The sequence below is a fragment of the Neisseria sp. P0007.S010 genome (assembly GCF_051962875.1).
GTDB classification, from domain to species: Bacteria; Pseudomonadota; Gammaproteobacteria; order Burkholderiales; family Neisseriaceae; genus Neisseria; species Neisseria subflava_A.
The window spans coordinates 182,107-201,948 of sequence record NZ_JBQCUX010000002.1; the positions used below are offsets into that span (position 1 = coordinate 182,107).

Sequence of the window (19,842 nt, forward strand, 5' to 3'; positions counted from 1 at the left end):
CGGCCTTGATGTTTTTCGATTAGCGGTTTTTCAAACGGCTGATGCGGTTGTCCAAAGAAGGATGGGTACTGAACCAAGAATCTTTGGCTTCGCTGGCAATGCCCATTGCAGTCATGGTTTGCGGCAGGTCGCTGGGGTTGCCTTTCAAGCGTTGCAGGGCGGCAATCATTTTCGGCGCACCCACCAGTTTTGCAGCGCCTGCATCGGCGCGGTATTCGCGTTGGCGGCTGAACCACATCACAATGATGCTGGCGAGGAAGCCGAATACGATTTGCAATACCATGCTGACCATGAAATATGTACCTTGCGAAGTGCTGCCGTCATTGTTGCGCGCCACCATGCTGGAAACGATACGCGCCAAGAAGACGACAAAAGTATTCACAATACCTTGAATCAGCGTCAGCGTTACCATATCGCCGTTGCCGACGTGCGCCATTTCATGCGCCAAAACGGCTTCGACTTCATCTCGGGTCATGTGATCGAGCAGGCCGGTGCTGACAGCGACGAGCGAGCTGTTTTTGGTTGCGCCGGTTGCAAAGGCGTTAGGCTCGGGAGAGTCGTAAATGGCTACTTCCGGCGTTTTCAGATTCCATTGGCGGGCTTGCGCTTCAACAGTTGTTAACAGCCAAGCTTCTTCTTCGCTTTGGGGCTGGTCGATGACGACGGCGCCAACCGAATGTTTGGCAATGGTTTTCGACATCAGCAGGGAGACAATCGAGCCACTGAAGCCGACGACTGCGGAATAAGCCAACAGGCTGCCGACTTGGTCGGTGCTGTTGATGCCCAAGATGGCCAAAATAACACGGATGACAACCAGAACTGCGATATTGGTCGCGATAAATAAGAAAATGCGTTTCACCGATTATTCCTTTTTAGTGTGGTTTGTGAGGTGATTTTTATATGGGCGCATTGTCTCAAAAACTCCATAGAGATGAAACAGCATGATAGGCAAAGGTATGCAAATTCAAAGCAATTGAAGCAAAGGCCGTCTGAAAAAGCAGTATTTATGGTTAAAAACAGCCTTTCAGACGGCCTGATTGCAAACAGATATTATTTTCCGAATTCCTGCAGCCAGTCTCGCGCTACCAAAAATTGATTTAATGCGGCTTCTGGAGAACCTTCTTCCGGCGCATATTGATACTCGAAGCGTACTAAAGGCGGCATGGACATCAAAATGCTTTCCGTACGACCGCCGCTTTGCAGGCCGAACAGCGTGCCTCTGTCACAAACCAAGTTAAATTCCACATAGCGTCCGCGACGGTAGAGTTGGAAATCTCGTTCACGTTCTCCATAAGGCGTATTTTTGCGTTTGGCCACAATCGGTAGATACGCTGCGATATAGCCTTCCCCGACTGCCTTGATAAAATTCAAGCAGGTATCGAAATCCCAGCGGTTTAAATCGTCAAAAAACAGGCCGCCCACGCCGCGTGTTTCGTTACGGTGTTTCAAATAGAAATATTCGTCACACCATTGTTTGAATTCAGGATAAACCGATTCTCCAAATGGCGCGCATACGTCCCGAGTCACTGTGTGCCAATGCACGATATCTTCTTCAAAAGGATAAAACGGCGTCAAATCAAAGCCGCCGCCAAACCACCAAACCGGCTCGGCATTTTCAGGGTAGGCAATAAAAAAGCGCACATTGGCATGGCTGGTCGGAACATAAGGATTTTTCGGATGAATGACCAGCGACACGCCCATGGCTTCAAACGCCGCGCCTGCCAATTCCGGACGATGGGCCGTAGCAGAAGCCGGCATTTTTGTTCCCTTTACATGCGAAAAATTCACACCGGCCTGCTCGAATACTGCGCCGTTTTTCAATACACGGGTTTCGCCGATACCCAGCTTCCCAGTCCATACTTCATGCACAAATTTGGCTTCGCCATCTTCTTGCTCCAGCGCGGCGCAGATTTGGTTTTGCAGTGTTTTAAGGAGGGTTAGAACGGATTCTGTGTGCATGATATATCCTTGATGGTTTCGTATTTGTAAAATGACAGGGCGGAAGATGATTTAAGTTGTTGAAACTAATTGTTATTTTTCTGTTTCTTTATTATGGGTAAATTTTTGCATGGGCGTATCTTGCAATCAAGCGTTACTCATCGGCAATAGATTGAAAGGTATTACGGGGTTAAAAATACAGTTGCTACTCTTGCTGCATGATATTGGCAAGATTTAATTTAAATGTTTGTTGAATCTTGTTTACATCCTTAGCAAAAATATGATAGTCACTCGAAGAATAGATAGATTTTATTCTATCCAAATTAGTTTGTTGATAACATTTTTTCATTTCCGCGATGAAAAAATTATCTTTTCCTCTTTCATTGAGACAGTTATTTTCTAACAGATAGATTGCCCATGCTGTAAAAATAAATGTACTATCTTCCGGATATTCAGATAAATAAATTTCGAATTCAATTATAGAATATTCAGCTGCTTCAATTAATGTTATATCTAAATCTCTGACAAATTTTTCCGTTATATTTTTAAATAATTTCTTGAATTCTATATAATTTTTTATTTTTTCCATGATTCTATTTTCCTGTAAAAATATTTAATTGAATATTTGGATAGCGATTTCTAAACTCTAAAATAACATTGCTGCAAGATTGACAGGCCTTTAATGATGATATTGCGATACCTTTCAGACGGCCTTGATTTATTCAGTAAAAAAAGTATGTGCGCCCAAATAGTTTTTTGCGTAGAACGGAGTGGAAAGTTTTTCGGTTTTGATGGTTTTACCGCTGCTGGGGGCGTGAATAAATTCGCCGTTGCCGATGTAGAGGCCGACATGGGAATATTTGTGTGCGCCGCCGGTATTGAAGAAGACAAGATCGCCGGCTTTCAATTTGCTGTCGGGAATTTTTCGGCTGGCTGCGGCCATATCGCGTGCGGTGCGTGGCAGATTGACGTTGAGGGCGTTTTTATAGACGAATTGGATCATGCCGCTACAGTCAAAGCCTGTGGCTGTGGTGCTGCCTCCCCATTTGTAGGGCGTACCGATCAGGCCTAGGCTGTGAAGCATCAATTCCTGCGAACCTTGGGTGTGGTCGATATGGGAAATGCGGACAGGTTGGATTGTTCTGGCGGTTGTTTGCGGCTTGTGGGATTTATGCTTGCCAGTGGTGCCGCAGGAGGCCAACAATAAGCAGGTGGTACAAACAAATAGGGTTTTGCAGATGAGTCGAGACATGGTGAATTCCTCCGGCTGCATGATTTTTGTTTTCAGACGGCCTCTATAATAATCCTTCTATGGGCAGGATGGACAGGATTTTTGAAGTCATCCGTTTCCAGAACTTGGCTTCGGGTTCGTGTGCGTAAGTTCGTTTTTCGCTTGGGTCATACCAGTATAGTTTATTGTAATTGCCAAGCGTTACCTGATAGGCGTAATTTGGGGTGGTCGTTACGAGGGTGCGCTGCATTTGGCCTGCGATTTCGGGGCTTTCGATGACGACACCCATTTCGGTATTGAGGCGTGCGGAGCGTGGGTCGAGGTTGAATGAGCCGATGAAAATGCGTTTCTCGTCTACGATGAATGTTTTGGCGTGCAAGCTGGTGGCTGAACTGCCGGTCAAGCCGCGGTCTTTGGAGGTCGGAACGGCGTGGTTGGGTTGAAGCTCATAGAGTTTAACTCCGGCTTTAAGCAAGGGCTTGCGGTATTTGACGTAGCCGGAATGGACGGCGGCAACGTCGGTCGCCTGGAGGGAATTGGTCAGAACGGTAACATCCACGCCGTTGTGAATCAGCTTTTCTATGGCCTTAACGCCTGATTTTGTGGGTACAAAATAAGGGGAAACAAGGTAAACGCTTTTTTCAGGTTGCTTGAGGGCGTCTTGCAGGCGTTCGGAAATAGGCGGTTTGTGCCGGTCGCGGTCTAAGCCTTTGGCCGGGTCATCGCTGATCAGGCGTGTGCTGACACTTTGCCACTCCATAAGGTTGCTCTGCATTTTTTGATAGAGGTTGGAGTGTTCGATGCTTTGACGGTAGCGGATGAGCGTTTGATTTTTATCTTGGGCGGTGTAATCAAGCTCTGCCAATCCTTTTTGCATGTTTCCCCGTTTGATGATGCTGGTCGCGTTATAGGCGGAGTGGCTTGCCCAATAGCGGTCGAAGTCTTGGGAAACTTCGGTTACTACGCGGCCTGTGGCGAGGATATCAAGGTCGGCAAAAATGGTATCGTCGTTAACCTTAAAATATTCGTCGCCGATATTGCGTCCGCCCAAAATGGTGGCACGGTTGTCCGCGGTAAACGATTTATTGTGCATTCTGCGGTTAAGTCGCGGGAAGTCGGCAACGTAGCCGAGTGCACGCCATTTTCTGAAAATAAAGGGATTAAACAGACGAACTTCGATATTGGGATGATTGTCGAGTGCAAGTAGGAGATCATCCATGCCGTTGGTGTTGTTGTCGTCCAGAAGCAAACGCACACGGACGCCGCGTTCGGCCGCGCGATGAATCAGGTTGAAGAGAAGCTTGCCGGAGATGTCGTTGTGCCAGATATAGTACTGCAAATCGAGGGTATGGTCGGCGGATTCAATCAGGGCGGCACGGGCGACAAAGGCTTCATGGGCATCGTTCAACAGATAGATATGGGAAACATCGGTCTTGGAGGATGTAGAAGGAATGCCTAATGCGCTGTCCAGCCGCGGCGTTGCAGGTATGTCAAGATAACTGCTTTGGGTGCGTTCATCCAATGAAGGCAAAAACGCGGCACACCCACCCAATAGCAGGATATAAAGAAAGGGAAGATGAAATTTCATGGGGAACCGGTACAAACAATCCCTACCTAAATGACATTTAGGCAGGGATTGAAGTGAAATTAGGTTGCTTGAATCAGCTTAGAAGGCAACATAATTTGCCGGATTGACCGGTTTGCCGTTTTGACGGATTTCAAAGTGCAACTGAGTACGAGATGCATCGGTATTACCCATGTGCGCAATGGTTTGACCGCGTTTAACGGTTTGGTTTTCATTAACCAGCAGGCGTTGGTTGTGGCCGTATGCGCTCAAGAATGAGGAGTTGTGTTGGATGATGACCAAGTTGCCGTAACCGCGCAAGCCTGAGCCTGCGTAAACGACTTTACCGTCTGCCGCTGCAACAACAGGCTGGCCTTGTGTACCGGCGATATCTACACCTTTGTTGCTGCCGCCGAAGTTGGCGATAACGTTACCGGTAGTCGGACGCTGCCATGTGATGCCGCTGACGTTGCGGCTGCTGCCGGTAGATACGGTTGGTGTATTGGCAGGAGTGCTTGGAGTCGGAGCAGTGGTTGTAGTTATTGGCGTAGAAGGTTTGCTTGCAGAAGCTGCAGGTGCAACGTAGCCTTCAGGTTTCACACGGAGGGTTTGACCAATGCTGATGGTGTTGTCGGCCAAGTTATTCCATGCGCGCAGATTGTCTTGGGTAATGTTGTAGCGTTTGGAGATGTTGTAAACGGTATCACCACGAACAACGGTATGTGTCGCTGCATTAATATCAACAGGCGCGTAAGAAGGCGTGTAAGTGCCGGTGCTGCCGCTGTTGTATGTTGGAGCAGGTGTACTTGCCGGCGGAGTGTATGGAGCATCTGTCGCTGGGCTGGTGTTGGTATTGTAAGGCGCTGCGCCGTAAGGATTGTCAACGGTAGAGCCTGTTGTTGAACCACCGCTTTGTGTGCCGACGACTACAGGAGCCGGTTGTTGGCTGGCACAGGCTGCAAGTAATAAAACCAAAGCTGCCGATCCGGCATAAGATACACTTTTTTTCAACATGTTGATGACTTTCGTATTCGGGTAATTGTTCTCGTCGAGGCATATCATAATAAAAATATGCTTGTTTCTCAAGTGTTCGGCTGTTAGGGACTGTTAAGGCGCAGGGATTTCTGACCAAAAGGAAGCAGTTTGCTCCATTTGTCCGTAGGCAGTCAAATCGACTTGCAGGGGGGTTATCGTGATGAAGCCGGACGCGCATTCGCCAAAGTCGGTACCTTCTTCGCTGTCGGAAACATCGCCGACCGGCCCAATCCAATAAATTTGTTCGCCACGTGGATTATACATGGGAACAATGCTTTGTTCATGATGACGGCGGCCGAGCCGTGTAATTTTTATGCCTTGGATATCCTCAGGTGCGACGGCAGGGATATTGATGTTCCATAAGATGGGTTCGGAAATAGGGCGTTTGAGAAAGTAGGAAAGCAGTATCCAAGCGGCTTTTTCCGCGGTTTCCCAATAACGGCCGCTGGAGTCGGCAAGCGAAAAAGCAATGGCGGGAATGCCCATTAAATAGGCTTCAGTCGCGGCGGCAACCGTACCGGAATAAAGCGTATCGTCGCCCATGTTCGCGCCGTTGTTAATGCCGGACAAGACTAAGTCTGGTTTGAAGTCGGCAAGGACGTGCTGGCCGACATGAATGCAGTCGGTGGGCGTACCATTCACATAGTAAAACCCGTTTTCCGCCTGTTTCAGTTGTAAAGGACGGTCTAAAGTCAGGGAATTGCTGACGCCGCTGCGATCGCGTTCGGGCGCAACCACCCTGACATTGGCAAATTCTGCACACACTCTTGCCAAAACAGCCAAACCGGGCGCAAGATAACCATCGTCGTTTGAGATTAATATGTTCATGTGACAATATTGTGTCTATCGGTAAGATGGACGGTATTGTACTGGTTTGCTTGAGCGATTGTCCACGAATCGGCAACGTTTGGGCGGAAAGGATAATAATGAAACATTATGAGTTAGACCCCAAAGCTTTATTGGGCGGCGTGATTGCTTCAGACGGCAATCAGGAGATTGTTCAGCTTTCACTGCAGAAGAATAATGAAATTCCGGCATATGAGGCGGATGCGATTATTTTGCTTTTGGTTTTAAACGGCAAAGCCGAAATCAAAACGGTGGACGAAGTTTTGCAAACCGAAGGCTTGCAAGTTATCCGTCTTGAGCCGATGGAAGCGCACAGCATTCGCGCGTTGGCCGATAACACCAATATTTTGGTTATCAAACAATTGATTCACGAAACCGGTTTCAGCAAACGTTTGAGATTTGGAAGTTGCTGTCTGTAATGCAATAAAGGCCGTCTGAAAAGTTTCAGACGGCCTTTTAAAAATCAACTAGATTTATTTCAAACCTTTTTTCACCAAGTCTTCATAACCGCCATGGTTGGTTACGTTGGTGTAGCCGGCTTTTTTCAGCTCAGTCAGCGCGGCTTCTGCACGGCGGCCGCTGCGGCAGTAGAGGTTGACCGGCGCATTTTTATCCGGGCTGACGGATTTGATGCGGTCAACGATTTGGTCATGCGGAATATTGAGTGCACCTTGCAAATGGCCTTCTTTGAATTCTTCGGCAGAGCGGACATCAATCCAAACGCCTTTTGCTTTTGCAGGTTGTGCCGCGCTTTTTTCAACTTTAGGCATAGAGGCTGCGGAAGCGGCCAAAGGAGTGGCAATAGCGGTGACAAAAAGTACGGCAGTCAGCAGTTTCTTCATGGTTCAATCTCCTATTAGACAGAAAACAATATGATAACTTTATCAGTTTAGCATTTCGTCAGGCCGTCTGAAAGGGGAGTCGGCTTTCAGACGGCCTGATTTTACAAACCGATTTAGCGTTGGGTTTCTACTGCTTCCAAAGCGCGCAAAGCGTAGGTATAAGCGGCACCAGCATTCAGTGCGATAGCGGTGGCCAATGCGCCGGCGATTTCGCTTTCGGTTGCCCCAGCTTTGGCTGCGGCGGCTGCATGCACGCTGATGCAGCTTTCGCAACGCGTGGTAATGGCAACGGCAATGGCGATCAGTTCGCGTGTTTTGGCATCCAGTGCTTCGGCAGCGGCTGCTTGATCCAGTGCGCCGTAGGCTTGCAGCATTTTAGGATGGTTTTTACCCAGTTCGCCGAATGCTTTTTTTACCAAGGCGGTATGTTCAGGCCAGTCTTTAAACATGATATGTCCTTTCTTAATGTGAGTGGATAAGATAAAAAATCCTATTCGTTTGTGTTTGGTGTGTGTATTATTGCAATAATTGGAAGATTAAAATCGTCAAAACATCTCATTTATTGGTAAAAAAACACTATGGATATTTTGGATAGGCTGGTCGAATTGGCGCAGGTAAAAGGCAGCGTGGATGTTCAATGTCTGTTTCGAGGGGAATGGTATGTGCGGCATGAGCCCAAGCGTGCGAATGGTTTGGTGCATATCGTCACTGCCGGTTCGGGTTATATCCGAATTGATGGGGAGCAAGAGGCCAGGCTGCTGAGTGCGGGGGATGTCATTTTTTTCCCGCGTAGTGTAGGGCATACTTTGAGCAGCGACAGCAGTTGTGAAAATCTTGGTGTTAATGTGCTGACGAGTGAAAAAGGCGCATTTAAAGTCAAGCAGAGTCATACAGGAGGCGATGCGGCTTTGCATCTTTTCTGCGCACGGTTTGAATATGAAGCGCAGGCGGATATTATGGCGGGGCTGCCTGACACGGTTTTGCTGAATATCAACCATCCTTCTTTACAGTATTTGGTGGCATTGTTGCAGTATGAGAGCAGTCAGGCATTGTCCGGTTCGGTAGCGGTTGTGAACGCATTGGCTTCGGTGTTGTTGGTATTTCTACTTCGAGCCAGCCTAGAGAAAAATGGGGAAGCGCAATTAAGCGGTTTGCTGAATGGTTGGCAGGATAAACGCCTGCAGAATCTGCTTCAGGCAGTAGTGGATAAGCCGGAAGAGGAATGGAATATCGAGAAAATGACCGCGATGGCCAACTTATCTCGCGCCCAGTTGATGCGGGTATTTAAGCAGCAGACGGGAACAAGCCCGCATGCCTTTGTAAACAGTATCCGCTTACAGCAGGGGGCATTATTGTTGAAACAGACGGCGGATTCGGTTTTATCGGTTGCGCTCTCGGTTGGTTTTCAATCGGAAACGCATTTTGGCAAGGCATTTAAAAAGCAATATGGGATATCGCCGGGGCAATATCGTAAAAGTGATCGCGCTGATGAAGCAGCAGTACAAGCGGAAGAAATGCCGATTTATTTTATTTGAACAGATGATAAAAGGCCGTCTGAAAGTGTAAAAATGAAATCTAGGATTTCTAAAACACTTTTCAGACGGCCTTAATTTTAAAATGCGTCAATCAGACGGGATTAGTCCAGTTTTTTGAAATGGCGGCGGCGTTCCAATTCGCTCAGGTAGCGTTTACGCAGGCGGATGGATTGTGGCGTAATTTCAACCAGTTCGTCATCGTCGATGAACTCAACTGCACCTTCCAAAGTTAATTTGATAGGCGTAGTTAGGCGCACGGCTTCATCTGTACCGCTGGCACGGACGTTGGTCAGTTTTTTACCTTTCAGAGGGTTTACCACCAAGTCGTTGTCGCGACTGTGAATACCGATAATCATACCTTCGTAGACTTTGTCGTTTGGAGAAACGAACATACGGCCGCGGTCTTCCAAGTTCCACAGGGCGTAAGCAACAGCTTCACCTTGCTCTTGAGAAACCAGTACGCCGTTGTGACGGCCGGGCATATCAGGTTTAACCGGAGCATAGTCGTCAAAAACGTGGCTCATCAAGCCGGTGCCGCGGGTCAAAGTCAGGAATTCGCCTTGGAAACCGATCAGACCGCGTGCAGGAATGTGGTATTCCAGACGGGTACGGCCATTACCGTCGCTTTCCATATTGGTCAATTCGCCACGGCGACGGCCAAGCTCTTCCATAACGGCACCTTGGTTGTCATCAGGTACGTCCACGGTCAGGTTTTCGTAAGGCTCGCATTTTTGACCGTTGATTTCACGGAATACCACGCGCGGTTTACCGACTGCCAATTCAAAGCCTTCACGGCGCATGTTTTCCAACAAAATGGTCAGGTGCAATTCGCCACGGCCGGAAACGCGGAATACATCAGCGTCGGCAGTATCTTCAACACGCAGGGCAACGTTGGTCAGCAATTCTTTTTGCAGGCGGTCGCGGATTTGGCGGGAAGTCACGAATTTGCCTTCAGTACCGGCCAAAGGAGAAGTATTGACCATAAAGTCCATGGTCAGGGTAGGCTCGTCCACGCTCAACATAGGCAAGCCTTTAGGATTGTCTTTGTCGGTAATGGTTACGCCGATACCGATGTCTTCGATACCGGAAATAATCACGATATCGCCGGCTTCAGCTTCTTCCAAAGGTACGCGTTCCAAGCCTTGGAAGCCCAACAGCTGGTTGATGCGGCCTTGGGCGACTTGTTCTTCATGATTCATAACGGCAACGACTTGGCCGGGTTTGATGCGGCCGTTCAGGATGCGGCCGATACCGAGGCGGCCGGTATAGTTGTCGTAGTCCAGTTGGGAAATTTGCAGTTGCAGCGTTTCGTCCGCGCTGCCGCTTGGTGCAGGCGTGTGTTTCAAAATGGTCTCGAACAGAGGACGCATATCGCTGCTCTCGTCGTTTTCATCCAGTTTGGCAAAGCCGGACAGGCCGGAAGCATAGACGATAGGGAAGTCCAATTGCTCGTCGGTTGCGCCTAAGTTGTCGAAGAGTTCGAAAGTTTGGTCGATAACCCAGCTTGGACGGGCAGACGGTTTGTCGATTTTGTTGATAACAACGATAGGTTTCAGACCCAAAGCCAAGGCTTTTTTGGTCACGAAACGGGTTTGCGGCATAGGGCCTTCTTGTGCGTCAACCAACAGTACGACGCAGTCAACCATGCCCAATACACGTTCCACTTCGCCACCAAAATCGGCGTGTCCCGGGGTATCTACGATGTTGATGTGGTAGCCTTCGTATTCGATGGCGGTATTTTTAGCGAGAATGGTAATGCCGCGCTCTTTTTCAAGATCGTTGCTGTCCATGACGCGTTCTTCGACTTGTTGGTTGGAACGGAATGTACCGGACTGGCGCAGCAATTGGTCAACTAATGTGGTTTTGCCATGGTCGACGTGGGCGATGATGGCAATATTGCGGATTTGTTTCATGATGATTTATGTGTTTCAGCTAGGTGCTTAAAAAAAAGATAACTGGTAATTATAGCACGATTCCTAAGTATTGACCGAGTAGAAGATTCAAAAAAATGAGGCAAAAGCAGTTGAGAATAATTCATAATTAAATTTGATTGATTTTGTTGGATTATTTGCTTTTATTTATGGTTAACGAATGTAAATGTTTTTGAATAATGCAATGGATTCTTAATATTAATGTCAAAAAATTGTTATTAAAAACAGGGGATTAATTTTTCAGACGGCCTTTTAGGCAGGTTAAATTTTTTGATAATTGTTTGTATTTTAAATAGAAAATTTGTCAAAAGTGCTACTTGTGCATACAATTACCTCATTCCATAACAACACACGAATCTTCATTCGTGATTATCAACTTTTAAAAGAAAGAGAAAGAATTATGCAAGGCAACCAAGCAGTTATTGATTACATGAACGAATTATTGTCTGGTGAGTTGGCTGCTCGCGACCAATATTTTATCCACTCTCGCCTGTACTCTGAATGGGGTTACACCAAACTGTTTGAACGTTTGAACCACGAGATGGAAGAAGAAACCACTCACGCTGAAGACTTCATCCGTCGTATCCTGATGTTGGGCGGTACTCCTAAAATGACCCGTGCCGAACTGAACATCGGTACTGACGTAATCTCTTGCCTGAAAGCAGACTTGAACACTGAATACGAAGTACGCGATGCGTTGAAAAAAGGCATCAAATTGTGCGAAGAAGCTCAAGACTACGTTACCCGCGATTTGATGGTTGCTCAACTGAAAGACACTGAAGAAGATCACGCTCACTGGTTGGAACAACAACTGCGTCTGATCGAATTGGTCGGCGAAGGCAACTACTACCAAAGCCAACTGTAATCTAGCCTATAACATATAAGGAGCTGAATATGAAAGGCGATCGCTTAGTTATTCGCGAGCTGAACAAAAACTTAGGTTTGTTGCTGATTACCATTAACCAATACTTCCTGCATGCCCGCATTTTGAAAAACTGGGGTTTTGAAGAATTGGGCGAACACTTCTTCAAACAATCCATCCGCGAAATGAAATCCGCAGACGATTTGATCGAGCGTATTTTGTTCTTGGAAGGCCTGCCTAATCTGCAAGAATTGGGTAAACTGTTGATCGGTGAATCTACCGAAGAAATCATTGCCTGCGATCTGAAAAAAGAGTATGAAAAACATGATGCTCTGGTTGCAGCCATCGCTCTTGCAGAAGAGCAACAAGACTACGTCAGCCGTGATTTGTTGGAAAAACAAAAAGACATCAACGAAGAACACATCGACTGGCTTGAAACCCAGCAGGAATTGATTGGCAAAGTTGGTTTGCCAAACTACCTGCAAACTGGGGCGCAAGAGGACTAAAACACAAACCACTGCCAAATATAGCAGTCCCTGCTCCCATCGACGGCATATCTTTACGGATATGCCGTTTTCTTTTATGAAAATGCTTAAAGGCCGTCCGAATGTTCAGACGGCCTTGATTTTATATCGCTTTCAAACGGTATAGATAAGTAGTTTCCTTGTTTCTGGCAAACGCCAAAGGATCGGATTCATCTATTGCTTTTTTGTGTTGCGGTTTGGTTTTCAAAATATCGACTATATTGAGCGAGGCCGTCTGAAAGCATTGGTTTAGAAAGTCTTTATCGCGCAAATGCAAGTGTTCTGCCAAGTCGGAAATAATCAGCCAAGCTTCGCCGTTTGGATTTAAGTGCTGGCGTACGTCGTTGATGAAGGCTGTCAACATGGCATTGTTTGGGTCGTAAAGTGCAGTTTCAATGGCGGAGGTTGGTTTTGCCGGCAGCCAAGGCGGATTGCAGACGATAAGGTCGGCGCAAGTTTCGGGAAATAAATCAATCGATTGGATGCTGACAGCTTTATCCAGGCTTAGACACTCAAGGTTTGCTGTGGCGCAGGCTATTGCTTTTGGGTTGGTGTCTGTGGCAATGATGTCGGGTATGCCTCGCTTGGCCAAAATTGCGGCAATAACACCTGAGCCGGTGCCGATGTCAAAGGCCGTCTGAATATTGGGAGCGAGTGGCGCTTGGGCGATTAAATCCAAATATTCGCCACGCAGTGGAGAGAATACGCCGAAAGGAACATGGATTTTTCCGTCTAGCTGCGGAATATCTATACCTTTTTTGTGCCACTCGTGCGCACCGATAAAGCCCAGTAATTGATTCAGCGGCAAGAGAAACGGTTTGTCGTTTGGTGTGTCGTAAACATCGCACAGGGCGGCGTAGATGTCGGGTGCACGTGCATTATCCAGTTGAAAATTCGGTTGGATTTCAATGGCAAGCATATTGAGCAAACGGCTTTGTTGCGCCTGTTTCATACGGTGGGCATGAAAGGCCGTCTGAATATCGGCAGGTGCGCCTTTCTTTTTTTCAGACGGCCTGCGGATACGCTTTTTCATTGCGGCTAAGACTTGCTTGGCATTGTGAAAATCGCCAGTCCAAACAGTTGCAGTTTGCGGGTGGGCATTTTTTAAAATTTCTGCTGCGCCTGCTTCTTGCATATAAACCGCCTGCTTGGGCGGCTTTTGTGTGCTTTCGTTGCGCCATTCGATGTCGGAGCGGTTGGTAGGGATGGTGTGGGGCATAATGTGTTTCAAATCGGAGAAATAGGGGATTAGTTTACTATATTTAGGATGGGTTCGGTTTGAGATGGGCTTTTAATAGTCCGAATTAGACAAAATGTATAAAAATTTCTTAATTTTTAAAATTTAATCTGATATTTTGATAAAAATAGATTGTCGTTTTGTCTAAAATGAGTATAATGCAAAACCAGAATACAATAATCTTAATCAGATTTGGACAAGGAACATCATGCAATTAGACATTGACCGTTTGGTTGCCTATTTTGGCGGCGTAAACGCGCTGGCCGAAGCCCTGAAACAGCACGACCCGGAAAATGCTGCGACCACAGCGGCTATCTACAAATGGCGTACACGCGGTTCCCTGCCTTTGGCTCAGTTGCAAAAACTGACCGCTTTGGCGGAAGCGCAAGGCAGACCGCTTGATTTGAATGCTTTTTTACAAAAAAATGAATCTCTGGAGAGAACAGAAATGACACAAACCAACCGCGTTATCATTTTCGATACCACTATGCGCGACGGCGAGCAGTCGCCTGGTGCATCCATGACCAAAGAGGAGAAAATCCGCATTGCCCGCCAGTTGGAGAAAATGGGCGTGGATGTGATTGAGGCAGGTTTTGCAGCAGCCAGTCCGGGCGATTTTGAATCGGTTAATGCGATTGCCAAAATTATTACCAAATCTACAGTTTGCTCATTGGCGCGTGCCGTTGAAAACGATGTGCGCAAAGCAGGCGAAGCTGTTTCCCCTGCGCCGAATAAACGTATTCACACTTTTATCGCCACCAGCCCGATCCACATGGAGCACAAACTGAAAATGAAGCCGCAGCAGGTCATCGATGCGGCGGTCAAAGCGGTAAAAATTGCCAAAGAATACACTGATGATGTGGAATTTTCCGCCGAAGACGCCGTGCGTTCAGATTTGGACTTTCTCGCCAAAATCTTTACGGCGGTTATCGAGGCAGGTGCAACCACCATCAATATTCCCGATACTGTCGGCTACTCCATCCCTTCCGTATGGTACGAGCGTATCAGCAACATCATCAAAAGCGTGCCCAACGGCGACAAAGTAGTCTGGTCGACCCACTGCCATAATGACTTGGGTATGGCGGTTGCCAACTCGCTGGCTGCTGTTCAGGCAGGTGTGCGTCAGGTGGAATGTACCATCAACGGCTTGGGCGAACGTGCGGGTAATGCCAGCCTTGAAGAAATCGTGATGGCGTTGAAAGTGCGTCATGATTTGTTCGGCTTGGAAACCGGCATCGATACCACGCAAATCGTGCCGGTATCCAAACTGGTATCTACTATCACCGGCTATCCGATTCAGCCAAACAAAGCAGTAGTCGGCGCAAACGCCTTTGCGCACGAATCAGGCATCCACCAAGACGGCGTGTTGAAACACCCTGAAACCTATGAAATCATGACTGCCGAATCAGTCGGCTGGTCAACCAACCGCCTGACTTTGGGCAAACTCTCCGGCCGTAATGCTTTCAAAACCAAGCTGGCAGATTTGGGTATTGAGTTGGAAAGTGAAGAGGCATTGAATGCGGCATTTGCACGCTTCAAAGAGCTGGCGGATAAGAAACGCGAAATCTTTGATGAAGACCTGCACGCTTTGGTGTCTGACGAAATGGGTAATATGAATACCGAAAGCTACAAATTCATTTCCCAAAAAATCAGCACTGAAACTGGCGAAGAACCGCGCGCCGATATTGTGTTCAGTATTCGCGGTGAAGAAAAACACGCTTCCGCTAGCGGCTCAGGCCCTGTTGATGCCATCTTCAAAGCCATTGAAAGCGTGGCTCAAAGTGGCGCAACCTTGCAGATTTACTCTGTCAACGCAGTAACGCAAGGCACAGAAAGCCAAGGCGAAACTTCAGTCCGCCTGCAGCGTGGCGATCGTGTGGTTAACGGTCAAGGCGCAGATACCGATGTGTTGGTGGCGACTGCCAAGGCTTATCTGTCTGCACTGAGCAAATTGGAATTCGGTCAAGCCAAGCCTAAAGCACAAGGCAGCGGCATGATTTGATTTATTGAAAAAAGTAAAGGCCGTCTGAAATCGTAGTGATGCGTTTCAGACGGCCTTTTTTATTTGGTCAAAAAATAGTTTGTTTATTGAAGTTTAAGCAGTCGGTCTTGTTCAACAGACAATACGCCGTTTACTTTTTTGAAATAGGCAATGGCATCTTCAATATTGGTCTTGGAAGCCGGACGAATAGCAATGCCGTTCAGGTTTTTGTATTCGTAAACCAAAGTTGCACCAGAGGTTTTCACTGCTTTTAGCAATGGCGCAGAACCAGTTTGGGCATCATAGAAGATAATCAGGTTGCCGGTTGTATCTTGGGTTTGTTGCTGAGATGGAATAGCAGTTAATTGAGTAGGAGTGCTTGGGCTTTGACAGGAACAAAGCAGGGTGGAGAGTAGGACGAATGCTAGGATTTTCATGGCATTAATTCAATTTGATAAAAGAAAAAAGGCCGTCTGAACAATCGTAAAACAAAATCAAAGTTTCTCTTTACAACTTTCAGACGGCCTTTGTTCCTTATGCTTCAGGCAATTCCATGGCTAGAACGGTTTGTTCTTGTTTGGCACGGAAAGCAGCCAATTTTTCAGCCAATTCAGGATTTTCGTTGGCCAAAAGTGAAATGGCAAACAGCGCTGCATTGGCCGCTCCTGCTTCGCCAATGGCAAATGTGGCAACAGGAACGCCTTTGGGCATTTGCACAATCGAAAGCAGGGAGTCTTCGCCGCGCAGATATTTGCTGGGAACGGGAACGCCCAAGACGGGAACCGTGGTTTTGGCTGCAACCATGCCTGGCAAATGCGCTGCGCCGCCTGCGCCGGCAATGATGGCTTTGATGCCGCGTTCGCGTGCGGTTTCGGCGTATTCAAACATCAAATCAGGCGTACGGTGTGCAGAGACGACACGCGCTTCGTATTCAACGCCGAATTCTTTGAGAAATTGTGCTGCCTGCTGCATCACCGGCCAATCGCTGTTGCTGCCCATAATAATGCCGACTTGGATCATGAAGAGTTCCTTTTGCTTGAATGGATTAAGGGTAAAAAAATATTCAGACGGCCTTGGGGATGACAAGGCCGTCTGAACGTTTATCTTTGTTTGAGACTGATGGAAGCACGTTTTGCCGCTTCACTATTGGGGAAGCTTTGTATCAGTTTGCGCCATGTGCTGCGGGCGATGTCTTTTTGTTGCAGTTTGTATTGGCATTGGCCGATGCTGTACATGGCATCGGGAGCTTGCGGGCTGTTGCGGAATCGGTTGGCGTAGCGGTTGCCAATTTCGATAACGGATTCGCAGTTACCCAGACGTTGTTGGCTTTGCAGGAGCAGGTACATATTACGGCGGGCAATTTCGCTGCCATTGCCGCCGTCAGCCTCTTTCAAAATGGCTACTGCGGCAGAGAAGTTGTTACGCTGATAGTATTTTTGCGCCTGATTATAAAGGCGCAGTTCATTTTGTGAAGCTGAGTCTGTTTCAGACGGCACGCTGCCGCCATTGGCCAAATAGTTCATTTTCAGCTTGCGGTCGTCTAATCGCTGGGCCTTGGGGTTGGAAGCCGAAGTAGTCAGACGTTTGATGTTTCGTTGTTGTTCGAATGTGTGCAAGCGTTGATTTAATTCTTCAACCGTACGTTCCAGTCGGGCAATTTGTATGCCCAAGTGGTCAATCTGGGTTTGTGCGTCTAAACGCGGATAGGGGATACTTTTTTCATGTAAAGGCTCACGCGGAATATCCGGCAGGACAAAGTTAGGATTGTCGGCAGGTTGAGGAGGATGGGAAACGGCGCATGATGCGGCCAATAGAGTAAGCGGCAAAAGAAACAGGGAATGTGATAATGTTTTCATCGGATTGTGTCGTTTTATTTTTTTAGTAGTAATGTCAAACCGTCGCCGATAGGCAGGGTAATGGGAATAATGCGTGTATCGTGCGGCAGATTTTGGTTGAAATGGCGCAGGATATCCAAGCTGGGCGGATCATTTTCGGCAGCTTCATTCATGACGCGTCCTCCCAACAAAATATTGTCGATGGCAATCACGCCGCCACTCCGTACCAGTTGCAAACAGCGTTCGAAATATTGCGGCGTAGGCGGTTTGTCGGCATCGATAAGTGCCAAGTCGTAGCTTTCCGATTCGCCTTGCGCAATCAAATCGTCCAAAGTTAGCAAAGCCGGTTGCAGATGAAGCGAGATTTTATGCGCTATGCCTGCTGCCTGCCATGTTTCGCGGGCAATATCGGTAAAGGTTACATTGATGTCGCAAGCCGTGATTTTGCCGTCTTCGGGGAGGGCAAGCGCCATGGCGGTGCTGCTGTAACCGGTAAAGACGCCAACTTCCAAATATTTTTTGGCATTCAATAATTTGGCCAACCACACCAACATGGCTGCCTGCTCTTGGGCGATGGCCATCTTTCCCAGACGATGTGATTGGGTACGCTCGCGCAATGCGGTCAAAACGGGATGTTCGGATTGACCGATGCTGTTAAGGTAATGTTGTAATGCCGGATCGGTATTGTGCGTGTTGGTCGTCATGCCGATACGGGATTAGTCTTGATAGTAGGTGTAGGGTTTTTTATTGACTTTGGCTGCTTCAAATTCGGCCTGCTCTATCGGATTGAGGGTAACATCCCACAGCAAATGGCGGTTTTCGAGGCGTTGTGCTTCCATTTCGGGATTGTCTTCCATGAGTTTGTCGAGGAATTGGGTAGCTTCGGATTTGTAGTGGTACATGATGTTCTGCCTGAATCGTTGTCAGACCGTCATTATAGCCGATATTTTTTGCCAATACGCTAATTAATCGAACTTCCATAAGGTATAATGGCACGTCTTTTTTAGGCCGTCTGAAGCCTTTGCTCAATGTTTTGTCCCTTCTGCGGCAGAATATTGTGCAAAGGCTTAAGCCAGACAAGTTTCAGACGGCCTTTTTTATTGTGAAAAGAGCTGCTTATGTTAAAAAAATGGCTGCATAAAGTGTTGCCTAAAAAACACGTCAAATCGTTGCCCGAAAAGGAAATTATCCCACTTGAGCAACACCGTATCCGCGCGGATATGTTGAGCTTTGCCGCGGAAAAAATTGCCAAACGTCTGCATGAAGCCGGTTTTCAGGCTTATATTGTCGGTGGTGCCGTTCGGGATTTGTTGCTCGGGGTCGAGCCCAAAGACTTTGATATTGCAACGGACGCCACGCCGGAGCAAATCCGCAAAGTATTCCGCCGCAGCCGCATTATCGGCCGCCGCTTCCAAATCGTTCATGTGATGATCGGCCCAGAAACCATTGAAGTGACGACGTTCCGTGGCGGCGATAAGGTTCAGCAAAATGCGCAAGGCCGCATTATGAAGGACAATACTTACGGCAGCATTGAAGAAGATGCCATGCGTCGCGATTTTACTTGCAATGCGCTGTATTACGACCCGATTAAAGAGGAGATTTGGGACTTCCATCAGGGTGTGGCTGATGTTGCTGATAAAAAATTGGTGATGATAGGCGATCCTGCCGAACGCTATCAGGAAGATCCTATCCGTATTCTTCGTGCTGTACGTTTATCGGGCAAGTTGGGCTTTGAAGTGGAAGAGCAAACGGCTTTGCCGATTGCCGAATATGGAGGCCGTCTGAAAAATGAGCCTGTTGCTCGTCTTTTTGACGAAATTCTGAAAATTCTGTTTTCCGGTTATTCCCGTGCCTGTTTGAAACGGCTAAACGAGTTGGGTATTCCCGAAGGCATCCATCCGCTTTTAGATGCCTTGAAAACTGCTGAAGCGGCTGAAAACCGTATGATTATGTTGGCCTTGAAAAATACCGATGAGCGTATCCGTGCGGATAAGTCCGTTTCCGTCGGTTTCGTATTGGCGGCGGTATTGTGGCCGACACTAAATGCTATGTGGCAACGCAATCTAAGCCATGGACAAAAACCTGTCCCTGCATTGATGGATGCGATGAACACCATGCGAGATACGGTAGAGAAGGGTTGGGGCGTACCGCAACGATTTTCTGCAACCATGCGTGAAATCTGGCAATTTCAGCCGCAATTTGACAATATGCGTGGCGCACGCCCGTATCGCCTGTTATCACAAGCCCGTTTCCGAGCCGCTTATGATTTCCTGATTTTGCGTAGCGAGGTTGGTGAGGTTGATAAAGAGATGGCTTCTTGGTGGACAACTTTCCAACATGCCGATGAGGAAACACGCCAGCAAATGACTGTTGCCAATGATCACAAACGTCAGAAACAAAGTGGATCAACTGATGGCAAATCCAAACGTCGCCGCCGCCATCCGAAAAAGAAAACCACTGAGGCTGAATAAATTATCAAAA

Annotated in this window: 22 protein-coding genes and 1 pseudogene; 6 read left to right on the plus strand and 17 right to left on the minus strand. The window is 47.6% G+C overall.

From position 1 onward, the window contains the following. Positions 1–19 precede the first annotated feature (19 nt). The 8 genes and pseudogenes from htpX to surE form a co-directional block, all read right to left on the minus strand. Positions 20–859, minus strand: a complete 840-nt coding sequence (gene htpX, locus ACTHR7_RS02345; RefSeq protein WP_377072656.1) for a protease HtpX — start codon at positions 857–859, stop codon at positions 20–22. A 191-nt stretch (positions 860–1,050) separates the two neighbouring features. Next, on the minus strand, positions 1,051–1,959 hold the full coding sequence (hemF, locus tag ACTHR7_RS02350) for an oxygen-dependent coproporphyrinogen oxidase (RefSeq protein WP_107867296.1): 909 nt from the start codon (positions 1,957–1,959) through the stop codon (positions 1,051–1,053). A 184-nt stretch (positions 1,960–2,143) separates the two neighbouring features. After that, entirely contained in the window at positions 2,144–2,527 is a 384-nt protein-coding gene (locus ACTHR7_RS02355; protein WP_002219725.1) for a hypothetical protein, read from the minus strand. 4 nt (positions 2,528–2,531) lie between these two features. Further along, positions 2,532–2,627: pseudogene (locus tag ACTHR7_RS02360) on the minus strand (deaminase domain-containing protein); the annotation flags it as partial. Positions 2,628–2,656: 29 nt separating this feature from the next. Continuing rightward, positions 2,657–3,190: a C40 family peptidase gene (locus tag ACTHR7_RS02365; protein ID WP_070827048.1), complete on the minus strand. Its 534-nt coding sequence runs from the start codon at positions 3,188–3,190 to the stop codon at positions 2,657–2,659. Between the two features lie 43 nt (positions 3,191–3,233). Then, entirely contained in the window at positions 3,234–4,757 is a 1,524-nt protein-coding gene (locus tag ACTHR7_RS02370) for a phospholipase D family protein (protein ID WP_107867297.1), read from the minus strand. Between the two features lie 78 nt (positions 4,758–4,835). Then, on the minus strand, positions 4,836–5,747 hold the full coding sequence (locus ACTHR7_RS02375) for a peptidoglycan DD-metalloendopeptidase family protein (protein ID WP_107867424.1): 912 nt from the start codon (positions 5,745–5,747) through the stop codon (positions 4,836–4,838). A 93-nt stretch (positions 5,748–5,840) separates the two neighbouring features. Beyond that, positions 5,841–6,596 (minus strand): 5'/3'-nucleotidase SurE, encoded by a 756-nt coding sequence (gene surE / locus ACTHR7_RS02380; protein ID WP_107867298.1) that lies wholly within the window; start codon positions 6,594–6,596, stop codon positions 5,841–5,843. 98 nt (positions 6,597–6,694) lie between these two features. On the opposite strand from surE, the gene ACTHR7_RS02385 reads away from it, so the two are divergent. Beyond that, positions 6,695–7,033 carry a hypothetical protein gene (locus ACTHR7_RS02385; RefSeq protein WP_107867299.1) on the plus strand — a complete coding sequence of 113 codons (339 nt, stop codon included), beginning with the start codon at positions 6,695–6,697 and terminating at the stop codon, positions 7,031–7,033. A 54-nt stretch (positions 7,034–7,087) separates the two neighbouring features. Here the strand turns inward: ACTHR7_RS02385 and ACTHR7_RS02390 are convergent, their stop codons facing one another. Both ACTHR7_RS02390 and ACTHR7_RS02395 read right to left on the minus strand, forming a co-directional pair. Beyond that, on the minus strand, positions 7,088–7,456 hold the full coding sequence (locus tag ACTHR7_RS02390; RefSeq protein ID WP_107867300.1) for a rhodanese-like domain-containing protein: 369 nt from the start codon (positions 7,454–7,456) through the stop codon (positions 7,088–7,090). Between the two features lie 113 nt (positions 7,457–7,569). Beyond that, a complete protein-coding gene (locus ACTHR7_RS02395; RefSeq protein WP_003686488.1) occupies positions 7,570–7,905 on the minus strand; it encodes a carboxymuconolactone decarboxylase family protein in 336 nt (111 codons plus the stop codon). A gap of 129 nt (positions 7,906–8,034) precedes the next feature. Between ACTHR7_RS02395 and ACTHR7_RS02400 the strand changes: the two genes are divergently transcribed. Further along, complete coding sequence (locus ACTHR7_RS02400; protein ID WP_440370258.1) at positions 8,035–8,991, plus strand: cupin domain-containing protein; 957 nt, start codon at positions 8,035–8,037, stop codon at positions 8,989–8,991. Positions 8,992–9,092: 101 nt separating this feature from the next. Here the strand turns inward: ACTHR7_RS02400 and typA are convergent, their stop codons facing one another. Then, a complete protein-coding gene (typA, locus tag ACTHR7_RS02405; protein ID WP_070461822.1) occupies positions 9,093–10,904 on the minus strand; it encodes a translational GTPase TypA in 1,812 nt (603 codons plus the stop codon). A gap of 418 nt (positions 10,905–11,322) precedes the next feature. On the opposite strand from typA, the gene bfr (ACTHR7_RS02410) reads away from it, so the two are divergent. Both bfr (ACTHR7_RS02410) and bfr (ACTHR7_RS02415) read left to right on the plus strand, forming a co-directional pair. Further along, a complete protein-coding gene (gene bfr / locus ACTHR7_RS02410; protein WP_003680738.1) occupies positions 11,323–11,787 on the plus strand; it encodes a bacterioferritin in 465 nt (154 codons plus the stop codon). A 29-nt stretch (positions 11,788–11,816) separates the two neighbouring features. Continuing rightward, positions 11,817–12,290 carry a bacterioferritin gene (gene bfr / locus ACTHR7_RS02415; RefSeq protein WP_293205385.1) on the plus strand — a complete coding sequence of 158 codons (474 nt, stop codon included), beginning with the start codon at positions 11,817–11,819 and terminating at the stop codon, positions 12,288–12,290. A 121-nt stretch (positions 12,291–12,411) separates the two neighbouring features. Here the strand turns inward: bfr (ACTHR7_RS02415) and ACTHR7_RS02420 are convergent, their stop codons facing one another. Further along, positions 12,412–13,527: a class I SAM-dependent methyltransferase gene (locus tag ACTHR7_RS02420; RefSeq protein ID WP_293205382.1), complete on the minus strand. Its 1,116-nt coding sequence runs from the start codon at positions 13,525–13,527 to the stop codon at positions 12,412–12,414. Positions 13,528–13,753: 226 nt separating this feature from the next. On the opposite strand from ACTHR7_RS02420, the gene ACTHR7_RS02425 reads away from it, so the two are divergent. After that, positions 13,754–15,547 (plus strand): 2-isopropylmalate synthase, encoded by a 1,794-nt coding sequence (locus ACTHR7_RS02425; RefSeq protein WP_107769023.1) that lies wholly within the window; start codon positions 13,754–13,756, stop codon positions 15,545–15,547. Positions 15,548–15,630: 83 nt separating this feature from the next. Here ACTHR7_RS02425 and ACTHR7_RS02430 read toward each other — a convergent pair whose 3' ends face one another. The 5 genes from ACTHR7_RS02430 to ACTHR7_RS02450 form a co-directional block, all read right to left on the minus strand. After that, positions 15,631–15,963, minus strand: a complete 333-nt coding sequence (locus ACTHR7_RS02430; RefSeq protein WP_070461830.1) for a hypothetical protein — start codon at positions 15,961–15,963, stop codon at positions 15,631–15,633. Between the two features lie 97 nt (positions 15,964–16,060). Then, complete coding sequence (gene purE, locus ACTHR7_RS02435; protein WP_003686478.1) at positions 16,061–16,546, minus strand: 5-(carboxyamino)imidazole ribonucleotide mutase; 486 nt, start codon at positions 16,544–16,546, stop codon at positions 16,061–16,063. 80 nt (positions 16,547–16,626) lie between these two features. Continuing rightward, positions 16,627–17,382 carry a tetratricopeptide repeat protein gene (locus ACTHR7_RS02440; protein WP_440370259.1) on the minus strand — a complete coding sequence of 252 codons (756 nt, stop codon included), beginning with the start codon at positions 17,380–17,382 and terminating at the stop codon, positions 16,627–16,629. A gap of 14 nt (positions 17,383–17,396) precedes the next feature. Further along, positions 17,397–18,065, minus strand: coding sequence for a class I SAM-dependent methyltransferase (locus ACTHR7_RS02445; RefSeq protein WP_070644852.1), 669 nt, complete (start codon positions 18,063–18,065; stop codon positions 17,397–17,399). Between the two features lie 12 nt (positions 18,066–18,077). Further along, entirely contained in the window at positions 18,078–18,263 is a 186-nt protein-coding gene (locus tag ACTHR7_RS02450) for a DUF3460 family protein (RefSeq protein ID WP_070644850.1), read from the minus strand. A gap of 216 nt (positions 18,264–18,479) precedes the next feature. Here ACTHR7_RS02450 and ACTHR7_RS02455 point away from each other — a divergent pair, with 216 nt between their 5' ends. Beyond that, positions 18,480–19,832 (plus strand): polynucleotide adenylyltransferase PcnB, encoded by a 1,353-nt coding sequence (locus tag ACTHR7_RS02455; protein ID WP_440370260.1) that lies wholly within the window; start codon positions 18,480–18,482, stop codon positions 19,830–19,832. Positions 19,833–19,842 lie beyond the last annotated feature (10 nt).

What these genes read in the sequence shown, in the direction of transcription:
- hemF (WP_107867296.1), bottom strand. Translation starts at nt 1,959, where the DNA reads ATGCACACAGAATCCGTTCTAACCCTCCTTAAAACACTGCAAAACCAA.
- ACTHR7_RS02355 (WP_002219725.1), bottom strand. Translation starts at nt 2,527, where the DNA reads ATGGAAAAAATAAAAAATTATATAGAATTCAAGAAATTATTTAAAAAT.
- ACTHR7_RS02365 (WP_070827048.1), bottom strand. Translation starts at nt 3,190, where the DNA reads ATGTCTCGACTCATCTGCAAAACCCTATTTGTTTGTACCACCTGCTTA.
- ACTHR7_RS02370 (WP_107867297.1), bottom strand. Translation starts at nt 4,757, where the DNA reads ATGAAATTTCATCTTCCCTTTCTTTATATCCTGCTATTGGGTGGGTGT.
- ACTHR7_RS02375 (WP_107867424.1), bottom strand. Translation starts at nt 5,747, where the DNA reads ATGTTGAAAAAAAGTGTATCTTATGCCGGATCGGCAGCTTTGGTTTTA.
- surE (WP_107867298.1), bottom strand. Translation starts at nt 6,596, where the DNA reads ATGAACATATTAATCTCAAACGACGATGGTTATCTTGCGCCCGGTTTG.
- ACTHR7_RS02385 (WP_107867299.1), top strand. Translation starts at nt 6,695, where the DNA reads ATGAAACATTATGAGTTAGACCCCAAAGCTTTATTGGGCGGCGTGATT.
- ACTHR7_RS02390 (WP_107867300.1), bottom strand. Translation starts at nt 7,456, where the DNA reads ATGAAGAAACTGCTGACTGCCGTACTTTTTGTCACCGCTATTGCCACT.
- ACTHR7_RS02395 (WP_003686488.1), bottom strand. Translation starts at nt 7,905, where the DNA reads ATGTTTAAAGACTGGCCTGAACATACCGCCTTGGTAAAAAAAGCATTC.
- ACTHR7_RS02400 (WP_440370258.1), top strand. Translation starts at nt 8,035, where the DNA reads ATGGATATTTTGGATAGGCTGGTCGAATTGGCGCAGGTAAAAGGCAGC.
- typA (WP_070461822.1), bottom strand. Translation starts at nt 10,904, where the DNA reads ATGAAACAAATCCGCAATATTGCCATCATCGCCCACGTCGACCATGGC.
- bfr (WP_003680738.1), top strand. Translation starts at nt 11,323, where the DNA reads ATGCAAGGCAACCAAGCAGTTATTGATTACATGAACGAATTATTGTCT.
- bfr (WP_293205385.1), top strand. Translation starts at nt 11,817, where the DNA reads ATGAAAGGCGATCGCTTAGTTATTCGCGAGCTGAACAAAAACTTAGGT.
- ACTHR7_RS02420 (WP_293205382.1), bottom strand. Translation starts at nt 13,527, where the DNA reads ATGCCCCACACCATCCCTACCAACCGCTCCGACATCGAATGGCGCAAC.
- ACTHR7_RS02425 (WP_107769023.1), top strand. Translation starts at nt 13,754, where the DNA reads ATGCAATTAGACATTGACCGTTTGGTTGCCTATTTTGGCGGCGTAAAC.
- ACTHR7_RS02430 (WP_070461830.1), bottom strand. Translation starts at nt 15,963, where the DNA reads ATGAAAATCCTAGCATTCGTCCTACTCTCCACCCTGCTTTGTTCCTGT.
- purE (WP_003686478.1), bottom strand. Translation starts at nt 16,546, where the DNA reads ATGATCCAAGTCGGCATTATTATGGGCAGCAACAGCGATTGGCCGGTG.
- ACTHR7_RS02440 (WP_440370259.1), bottom strand. Translation starts at nt 17,382, where the DNA reads ATGAAAACATTATCACATTCCCTGTTTCTTTTGCCGCTTACTCTATTG.
- ACTHR7_RS02445 (WP_070644852.1), bottom strand. Translation starts at nt 18,065, where the DNA reads ATGACGACCAACACGCACAATACCGATCCGGCATTACAACATTACCTT.
- ACTHR7_RS02450 (WP_070644850.1), bottom strand. Translation starts at nt 18,263, where the DNA reads ATGTACCACTACAAATCCGAAGCTACCCAATTCCTCGACAAACTCATG.
- ACTHR7_RS02455 (WP_440370260.1), top strand. Translation starts at nt 18,480, where the DNA reads ATGTTAAAAAAATGGCTGCATAAAGTGTTGCCTAAAAAACACGTCAAA.